An 8,698-nucleotide genomic window follows, 5' to 3' on the forward strand; every position below is an offset into this window, starting at 1 on the left:
CCCACTCGAAAGTCCTTAGAAACCTGTTGTTCCAGCTCAAAGACAATCCAGAGGCAGGATTGGTTTTCGCGCTTCAAGGCGAAGACACAAATCGCCTATATTCCCATCTAGACGAGGTGGCGGGCACACTGGGCGATGAGAGCCGTCGAGTTTTGATGTGCCCGATCATCGGATACGGAAAGACCGCAGCACTAAACGCCGTCTTCTCGCTGTTCGACGAGGTCCGTCCGCCCGAGATTGTCGGTTGGGTCGATGACGATGTCGTCTTGGGTGACGGGACGCTCGCTGCTATGATTGCTGCCACATCGGGGAACAACGCCTTGCAGGTCGTTGGTGCCAAGAAAGTACCAGTCGCCTATGAAGGATGTATCGCTCGTGCATTCTTGCAGTTCAAAAGACTTGCGCGCCCTGAGGGCACGCTTGTCTGGCCCCACGGATGCGCGATGCTCGTGCGGTATAGCTTGATCGCCGAAGGCATACCTCTGCGTTACCGCGGCGAAGACGGATTTATTGTATTATCTGCCTTCGCGGAGACGAAAGCGGCAGAAGATCAGGCGGTGAAGGTGCTCGACGGCACCATGTGCGAGCATGTTGTCGGCGGCCCCGGGATAGAAATCCCTGCGCGTGTGATCCGAACACTCTTTGAGAACTCTGTCCTGCTGGCTGACTTTCCAGAGGCTAAGAGCCTGATGTTTGCAAGATTGGCAATCTTCCATGGGCTTTACGACCCACGCGCGCCCTTGCTCGCACGGGTTTTGGGAAGTGCTCATTACCTCTTTTACTGCCTGATTGGCATCTACCTTGTGACATGCGGTATGCTGGGCAGGCCCAAAAGGTCGATCAGGTGGAGCGGTTATTCCACACACAATGTGCCAAATGGCACAGGTGGAATTGAAAGCAGCCGTAAGAACTAGGGCTCTGTGTCAGCATCATTTGCAGACTGAGCTCTTTCAGCGCCTCGAGGGTTGGTCGCTTCTCCCAATCAGGTTGCACGCATGGGCTAAAGAGCTTCCGACAAACCCGGGGCGGTTCAGACCTGACGTTTGCGGCGATCTGACTAATGAGCAAGTTGGCTCGGAGCTGACTTGCGGCACCGCATAGAGACGCCAGGTTCTGAGGTCATTTGAATGTCGGCTTCAAACATTGCGACATGGTTGGCTCGCACCTGCGGCGAATTCCTACTTCCCGCCCACCCTGTACATTCGTTGGGTTCGGGATGAACGGCGGCTTTCAGGACGAAGTCGTGAACCGATGTAAGTCAGAAATGAGGGCGCAACCCGGACGCCACCTCTTTCCTTCTTTCTTCCTGTTTTCCTGTCCATGAACCTCTGCATTTGGTGAGAGGCTTTTTCGCTTCTGCTCCACCTTCCCCTCACCCGCTTCATCCCGAAGCGGGCGTAGCCGAGGGAGGTGGCGATGCCATCTGTACGCAAGCCGGGGCCGCAGTATTCTCTGCCAAGTGGCGGTTCTCCGATCCCCGCAGCAATTGGACTGATTGCTGCACTTACGATTGAGCTTCTGATGCTGTTCCTGTTGTTCGGAACGTATTCGGAGACGATGGGCATGATGTCGGACGTCTATCTGTGCGACCTGCCGGGTGCCGGCGGGATCTTCTGCATGATCGACGACGAGATGACGGTGTCTCACCTTCTGGCGTTTTTGCTGGCGGTGTTTTCAATTGCCGTGCCGATGGCGATCTGGTCTGAAGTTATCAGTCGCCAGATCTACGTCGATCCAAAGACCTGGCTCTCCAACCCGACCAACAAGATCTACGCAATCATCGCGCTCGGCCTTTATGCGTTGGTGTTCACCCTGGAGACAGTCAACCTTTATACCCTGATCGCTCAGGAAGCCTCTGAAGGTCCATTCAAGACCCACGACACCAATCCACTGATGGCGTTTTTGGCAAACAACCAGGGGCTCGGGATTTTCGTGGCGGGAACGGTTGCGGTCGTCAACACTGTGCTTGGACTGCTGGCCGTACGCGCAGCCCATACCCTCAAAGCCAAATTGGGGGGCGTGTGATGATCCGCAAGTTTCTCAAGATTGGCCTTGTTGCACTGATGCTGGGTGCTGCTCCGGCAGCATTAAGCGCGGCACCAAAGAAGAGCCTCGCCATCTTTGTTGTAATCGAGAATGGCGGTGTTGTTACAGACCGGGAGACGGCAAAGACATCGATCAACTATCTGCTCGGCGAGCTGGTCAAATTGCGCCGCCGCAAAGCGACCAAACATGGCCTGATCCATATCATCCTGTCTGCCAACCCGACCGAAGTCACCTGGTCCGGCACACCGCAGCAATTGTTTGAACAAGGGCACAGCATCCTTGAACTCATCAAGTTCAAGGACACATGCTCAGATCTGGTGCTTGCCTGGGATCAGGCGGATCTGACCAAACGGATCACAATGCCGGATGAGATCCGCCTGATTGCAATCGGGCCGATGATCAATGCCAGCTTCCCATGCGACAAGGGTGACACCACCATCAAGCTGCCGCAACCGGCCCCGCAAAAGCTGAAGCTTGCCAAACTGGCCGCTGACGCCACCCAGGTCAAACTCCTGAACGTCCATGCCGATCAGGACGAGGTTTACCTCACCTACCTGCAAAAGGCCGGTGTCATCACCCGCGCCCAAAAGGGAGAGATGGACTTCGACCTGATGGATGCTGCGCGCACGCGCGCAGCAAACGGCAAAATCCTGGAGGGACGGTAACATGAGGAAGAGTGCTCAATTCCTTCGCGTGATGGCTTTTGCCATCACGTTTTTCGTTGGCAGCCTTCAAGTGGCAACAGCCAAGATCATCATTGTCCCTCAGGTCAGCGGCACACCGGATGTTCAACTGGAACTGAAGCGGATGATCGAATTCTCAAAGTCAGTCACGTTGAGCGTTCGAACCGATCCAAGGCTTGTGCCGCCAAAACGCGTTCTCGAATTGGTCAAATCCCTCGACATCCGCGATGGTGCCGGGATCAAAATTGAGCGGGGATATGCCATTGATGCGCAGCATGACCTCGTTATTGGCTGGTCAGGCGGCAGCACCGAGATCTCCAAGGTGCAGCAAACACCTTCCGGTCTTGTTGTTGCCGGGCTCTTCAAGGATCACACAGGCAAGATTGTTGTGCCTCCAGTTGACCGGCTTGCAGCCTATACAACTGCGGGCAAGGCGCTTTGTTTTGAACGCGCAAGCATAGAAGCCGAGCCACAGACCTTGCCTATGTCCTTTGTCATCCTAATGGACCGCTCCGGCTCCATGAGCGAAGTCATGGACGATGTCCGACGATCTGCGCTTGCCTTCATCGACAGTCTGCCGACTACGGCTATCTGCTCCGTTGGGGCCTTTGCCAAAACCGTCAGCTTTGACCCAAAAGAAGGCCTTGGAACCAACTTTTGCCAACCACAGCATTTCAACTTGGCGAAGATGCAAGTTGGCGGCAGCACCAATCTGTTTCCAGCGCTCAGCCAAAGCTATCAATGGCTCAATCACCCATCTCGTAAAACACATCAGAAGGCGGTGATTGTCCTGACCGATGGGGCTGTGACGGACAACAAGACCATGGGAACGAAGGTGCTCACTGACAAAGGCGGCGCACCGACCTTCGTGTATTTCCTCGGGGACCGGGAAGACAAATGGCTGAAGGGGATTGCGGACAACTACCTGCAGCATGCGGGCGATGTCTCTGACCAGCTTGGCCAGTATTTTGACGTGGTGAGCGAAGCCTATCGCAAGCAGACGGTTTTGAAGCTACGGGAATGTCCGGCGCAAGCAGCAAAGCCATAAGCATGGCAGACAGAAGCAATTCTCAGGAATGGATTTCCGATCCATTCCAGCATGGCTCAGCAAGATGGGCGGATGCCGCCCATCTTGTCTCCAGGGGATACGGCCCAGGCGGGTTCCATCTGCTGGGCTATCACCCTTCGGAATATATCGAGACCGGTGCAATGCCGGTCACCTATGGCGGCGCACGCCATGAACTGATTGCCGCACCCACACGTGGCGGCAAAGGTGTCTCCGGGGCAATTCCCCGGCTCCTGGATCACCCAGGCGGGGCGGTCGTTCTGGATGTCAAAGACGGCGAACTGGCCCTCATCACTGCGCGGTATCGGCGCGATGTCCTCGGCCAGAACGTTTTCCTGATTGATCCCTTTGACTGCGTTGCATCTGAACTTGGCATGGACGCCGCCAAACTTGATCCCATGCAGATCATCGACCTGGAGGGTGACGAGCCGTTTGACGACGCCCTTCTGCTGGCCGATGCCTGCGTTATTCCCGAGGGCAGCGGAGAGAGCCATTGGAGTGGGGAAGCGGCAGCCTTGATTGCCGGCCTCATGCTTGAACAAGCTCAATTCGGCGGAACGCTTGCAGGTGTCAGGCAGAACCTCAATCGCAACGCAGACCAGTTCGCCGAGCTGATTGAGGACATGGCAGAGAGCCCCTACGACCTTGTCCGGGACGCAGCTGGCCGGATTACAAGCAAATCGGATCGGGAACTTTCAGGCGTAATCTCAACAGCGCAGCGCAACACCCACTTCCTGGAAGGCAAAAGCCTGGCAAGCAGTCTGTCTGTCTCCGATTTTGATTTGAAGTCGATTGGTGAGAACACAACGATCTATATCGTTCTGCCCGGACGGCGCATCCGCACGGCAAAGCGCTGGCTGCGCGTGCTGCTGTCTACCTTGATCAATGCCGTCACCGCACTTGATCAAAAACCTGCCCTCCCCGTTCTCTTCCTCATTGAAGAGATGGCAGCGCTCGAACGCCTTCAGATTATTGAGAGCAGTTATGGCCTCATGGCCGGGTACGGTATTTTGATTGTCGGCGTGGTGCAGGATTTTACGCAGCTGAGAGATCTCTATAAGGACCGCTGGCAGACTTTCATTGCCAACTCGGCCAGCGTCCAGTGTTTTGGGACGAATGACTATTTCACTGCCCACTACCTGTCCCAACTGTGCGGAACAGGAACTGTCGAGCGGGCGTCCTACAATTCCGCATCGGAACGCACAAAACTCTTTGGTGTTGACGCCTACCGGTCCATGAACGATGGCCTGACCGGCCGCCAGCTCATCACCCCAGATGAACTGATGAGCCTCCATCCAAGCATCCAGTTCATCAAGTTCGCGGCCAGTCGTCCCTTCATAGGCTACCGCCCGGTCTACTACCTGGACCGGCGGTACAGGGATGCGTATGACCGCCCGCTTTACGACATCCATCCCCATCACGCTGACAGGCCCATCCTGCCTTCTGTCGATTTCACAGCCCCTGGACTGGATCTTGGAAGCCTGCTGGCAGACCACCTCGAGGTCGGTTGATATGTTCGCAATGACGTTCATGACGGTGATAGTTGGCGTTCTGGCCTATGGCTCGATCGTCGTCATCGCCTGGCACTACGGCCTTCCTCTGCCGCTCTTCCACAATGCCTTGATCATGGTGATCATGACGGCGGGTCCACCGCTGCTTCTGGTATCGGCAAGCTATGCTCTTTCGAGAGTCCGGTTCTGGCGGAAGATGGCAGCCCTAGCCCAAATACAGCAACTGGGTCATGGGGCTCAGCTAGCACGAGGACAAAGGATTCAACCCCAATCAATTGAAGGCAAAAGCACCCTGGAATACCTGCTAGACGCGATCATCTGGGTTGGAGTGTTTTCCCTGCCCTACTGGCTGAACTTGCCTGGACCGGAAGTATGGGCAGGAGCTAGTTTAGTCGTTTGGAAAATGTTCAAGTGGTCGGTGCCGGGTTAGACCTAGTGAGGCTCATCATCATAGTTGGCAACATACCGAGTCCATACATGTTCGTTATCTCGCATGTCCGGGCCAAGTAGACTTGCGGCCTGGACATGCTGGTTCGGTAAACGTTTAAGCAGCCCCTTCCCAATGCTCCGATGCTGGCAGCTCCTTAATATGCCGAAGGCGGCAATAAAGTTCGATCATGCGGAGCCGCTCATAGTATTTGGTGTAACTTAGCGGGGCTTCACCTGTTTCATCAGCTTTGAGAAAGTCAGAGAACCACCTATTTTGAGGGTCTGGGAAAATTTTACCAATATCTGACGGCCAATATTTGCTTCCGTCCCGAAAGTAGAGATGGTGCGCATAATCATAGATGATCGTCATTCCGGTAAGCCAAGCCGCACGGCTGGGCATCAATTCATGCGTCAATCGCGCGATATTCCAAACGTTCTCCTGATAAAATTCGGTATCCACGAACTGATAGTTTGAACACACGATGATGCGATCGTCGCCTTTTAAGTAGGTCATATTGTAAACTCCGCTTGACACCACACGCGGGAGCTCAGGGTACCCCACCAACTTTCTGTTGATTATATTCCGCCGCCCGAAGGCGAATCTTGCAAGCCTTGAATCGATTTGCAAGAGACTGATTCACCTCATTGATTCGTTTTCTTGTCCAATTAGTCTAAGTTATTGAGCAAGAATCATAAAATGAATCTGCACAAATTGTGTGCAATCATATCGTTTCCTGAACGACCGCCACAAGTTTCCGAGCGCTCTCCTGGAATTGATCGTTTTTGCGCTGAGCACTTCCGTAAACGAGCCGGTTAAGGGACAGATGTTGGCACTCCTGAGCCCAAACACCAGCTCTTGATAGCCCGCCTTATAGTTGAGTTTCCTCTAAGCTCTCTTGAGTGCTTCAGGAGGATCGTTATGGGCTTTTTGCTATATATACAAACGTATATGCACAATACCAAAGTTTGTATTCGGTATTTACATAATGCTACTATAGGTTATGTGAGTATTTTATTTAGTTTTTTCTTATTTGTTTATTTCAAGTCGAAAGACGTATATTATGAGGGTTAGATTATCGGACCAGATCTGGCTGCGCGCAGCCGGTATAATTGAAGGGCCAGAAAAGCAAACCAAGCTTGAGAGTTTGGTGCGGTTCCTGGCAAGACGCGCGGCCGAAGCAGACTTTGCTGAAGAAGTTGCTGCCACAGGTGGGTCCGACCCAAATGATTTTGAGAAGGACCTTTAAGCCATGACCCACGCCGTCATCTACGCCCGCTATTCAACCGATATGCAAAGCGATGCCTCGATCGAGGATCAAATCCGCATGTGCAAGGAGCGGGCAGAGAAGGACGGCTACGAGGTCGTGAACTGCTATTCAGACCATGCCATCTCTGGAGCATCGATGATGCGCCCAGGCATTCAGATGATGATGCAGGATGCAGCAAGCGGCAAGTTTATTGCTGTTTACGCAGAAGCCCTTGATCGCATGTCGCGCGATCAGGAAGACATAGCTGCAATCTTCAAACGGCTATCATTTTCAGATGTGTCTATCTGTACGTTGTCGGAAGGGGATATTTCTCAGCTGCATATCGGCCTGAAGGGCACGATGAACGCGCTCTTTCTCAAAGACCTTGCCGACAAGACCCGCCGTGGCCTGAGAGGCCGCGTTGAGCAGGGTAAGTCAGGCGGGGGCAAATGTTATGGCTATGACGTCATTCCTGGAGAAGAAAAGGGCGGCAGAACCATCAACGAGATAGAAGCTGCCATCGTCAGGCGGATTTGCCAGGACTATGCGGACGGTAAATCGCCTAAAGCGATTGCCCATCAGCTGAACAAGGAAGGTGTTTCAGGGCCGACCGGCAAAGGCTGGGGACCAAGCACCATCAACGGCAACCGCAATCGCGGCACCGGTATTCTCAATAATGAACTCTATATCGGGAGACTGGTCTGGAATCGGCTGCGCTACGTCAAGGACCCAACGACCGGCAAGAGGGTTTCAAAACTCAACGAGGAAAGCGACTGGATCATTCAGGACGTTCCTGAACTTAGGATTGTGGACGAGGACCTGTGGCAGGCCGTGCGCGACCGGCAGGGCAAACTCAACGCACACCAAAAACCGTTCTGGGCCAAACAGCGCCCCAAAAACCTGTTTTCCGGTCTGATCAAGTGCGGATGCTGCGGTGGCGGCTATTCCATGATTTCCCAGACGCACCTTGGTTGTTCCAACGCCCGCAACAAGGGCACCTGCGACAACCGTAAGGGATTCAAACGCGATACACTGGATCAGGATGTCCTTAAAGCGCTCCGCGCCCATCTGATGGACCCGGATTTGTGTGAACTGTTCTGCAAAGAATATACGGCGCACCTGAATGAACTGCGCCGGGCCCACAATGTCTCCGTTGAAGGACACAGGCAGGAACTGCAGCAAACAAAGAAAAAGCTCGATCAGATGGTCGATGCAATTTCTGAAGGCGCACCAGTCGCACCGATCAAGGACAAGATGCATGCGCTCGAAGCAAGGCGCATTGAACTGGAAGCCATGCTCCAGCAAGTTGTCGAAGCCCCACCGCTCCTGCACCCATCCATGGCTGAGCGTTACCACACACAAGTCAATAACCTTCTGGAAGCCCTCAATGCAGAAGACAGCCGCCCAGAGGCTGCAGAACTGATCAGATCACTCATCGAGAAGATCGTTTTAACACCCGACGAACGCGAAGACCGTCTGGTTGTTGATCTTCACGGTGACCTGGCTGGGATCCTGGCGATCTCAGCAGACCACCCGTCTCAGCTGAAGTTCGACGAGACGGAGATCGCCAAACAAAAAGCGCTCCTGGCAGCTGGTGAAGCTAACAGGAGCGCTTTAACTGGTGATCAGCAAGTTAAGTTGGTTGCGGGAGCAGGATTTGAACCTGCGACCTTCAGGTTATGAGCCTGACGAGCTACCGGACTGCTCCATCCCGCG

General features: G+C 54.1%; 8 protein-coding genes and 1 tRNA gene. 7 read left to right on the forward strand and 2 right to left on the reverse strand.

The window, feature by feature from the left end; genetic code table 11:
- Nucleotides 1-26: 26 nt before the first annotated feature.
- The 6 genes from WNZ15_RS25990 (at nucleotide 27) to WNZ15_RS26015 (ending at nucleotide 5,736) form a co-directional block, all read left to right on the forward strand.
- The gene (locus WNZ15_RS25990) at nucleotides 27-914 is read left to right on the forward strand and encodes a hypothetical protein (protein WP_342895960.1); all 888 of its coding nucleotides are present in this window, start codon (nucleotides 27-29) and stop codon (nucleotides 912-914) included.
- Nucleotides 915-1,416: 502 nt separating this feature from the next.
- Nucleotides 1,417-2,025 carry a hypothetical protein gene (locus tag WNZ15_RS25995; protein WP_342895961.1) on the forward strand — a complete coding sequence of 203 codons (609 nt, stop codon included), beginning with the start codon at nucleotides 1,417-1,419 and terminating at the stop codon, nucleotides 2,023-2,025.
- Nucleotides 2,025-2,711 carry a hypothetical protein gene (locus tag WNZ15_RS26000; protein ID WP_342895962.1) on the forward strand — a complete coding sequence of 229 codons (687 nt, stop codon included), beginning with the start codon at nucleotides 2,025-2,027 and terminating at the stop codon, nucleotides 2,709-2,711. Before WNZ15_RS25995 ends, WNZ15_RS26000 begins: the two co-directional genes overlap by 1 nt.
- 1 nt (nucleotide 2,712) lies before the next feature.
- Entirely contained in the window at nucleotides 2,713-3,777 is a 1,065-nt protein-coding gene (locus WNZ15_RS26005) for a vWA domain-containing protein (RefSeq protein WP_342895963.1), read from the forward strand.
- A complete protein-coding gene (locus tag WNZ15_RS26010) occupies nucleotides 3,750-5,306 on the forward strand; it encodes a type IV secretory system conjugative DNA transfer family protein (protein WP_342895964.1) in 1,557 nt (518 codons plus the stop codon). The genes WNZ15_RS26005 and WNZ15_RS26010 overlap by 28 nt, the downstream gene beginning before the upstream one ends.
- A gap of 1 nt (nucleotide 5,307) precedes the next feature.
- Entirely contained in the window at nucleotides 5,308-5,736 is a 429-nt protein-coding gene (locus WNZ15_RS26015) for a hypothetical protein (RefSeq protein ID WP_342895965.1), read from the forward strand.
- Nucleotides 5,737-5,850: 114 nt separating this feature from the next.
- On the opposite strand, the gene WNZ15_RS26020 is transcribed toward WNZ15_RS26015, so the two are convergent.
- Nucleotides 5,851-6,249, reverse strand: coding sequence for a hypothetical protein (locus tag WNZ15_RS26020; RefSeq protein WP_342895966.1), 399 nt, complete (start codon nucleotides 6,247-6,249; stop codon nucleotides 5,851-5,853).
- Between the two features lie 736 nt (nucleotides 6,250-6,985).
- On the opposite strand from WNZ15_RS26020, the gene WNZ15_RS26025 reads away from it, so the two are divergent.
- Nucleotides 6,986-8,665 carry a recombinase family protein gene (locus WNZ15_RS26025; protein ID WP_342895967.1) on the forward strand — a complete coding sequence of 560 codons (1,680 nt, stop codon included), beginning with the start codon at nucleotides 6,986-6,988 and terminating at the stop codon, nucleotides 8,663-8,665.
- On the opposite strand, the gene WNZ15_RS26030 is transcribed toward WNZ15_RS26025, so the two are convergent.
- Nucleotides 8,622-8,698: transfer RNA gene (locus WNZ15_RS26030), tRNA-Met, on the reverse strand. The two genes, WNZ15_RS26025 and WNZ15_RS26030, sit on opposite strands and share 44 nt — an antisense overlap.

The organism is Roseibium sp. AS2, from assembly GCF_038900065.1.
GTDB lineage: Bacteria > Pseudomonadota > Alphaproteobacteria > Rhizobiales > Stappiaceae > Roseibium.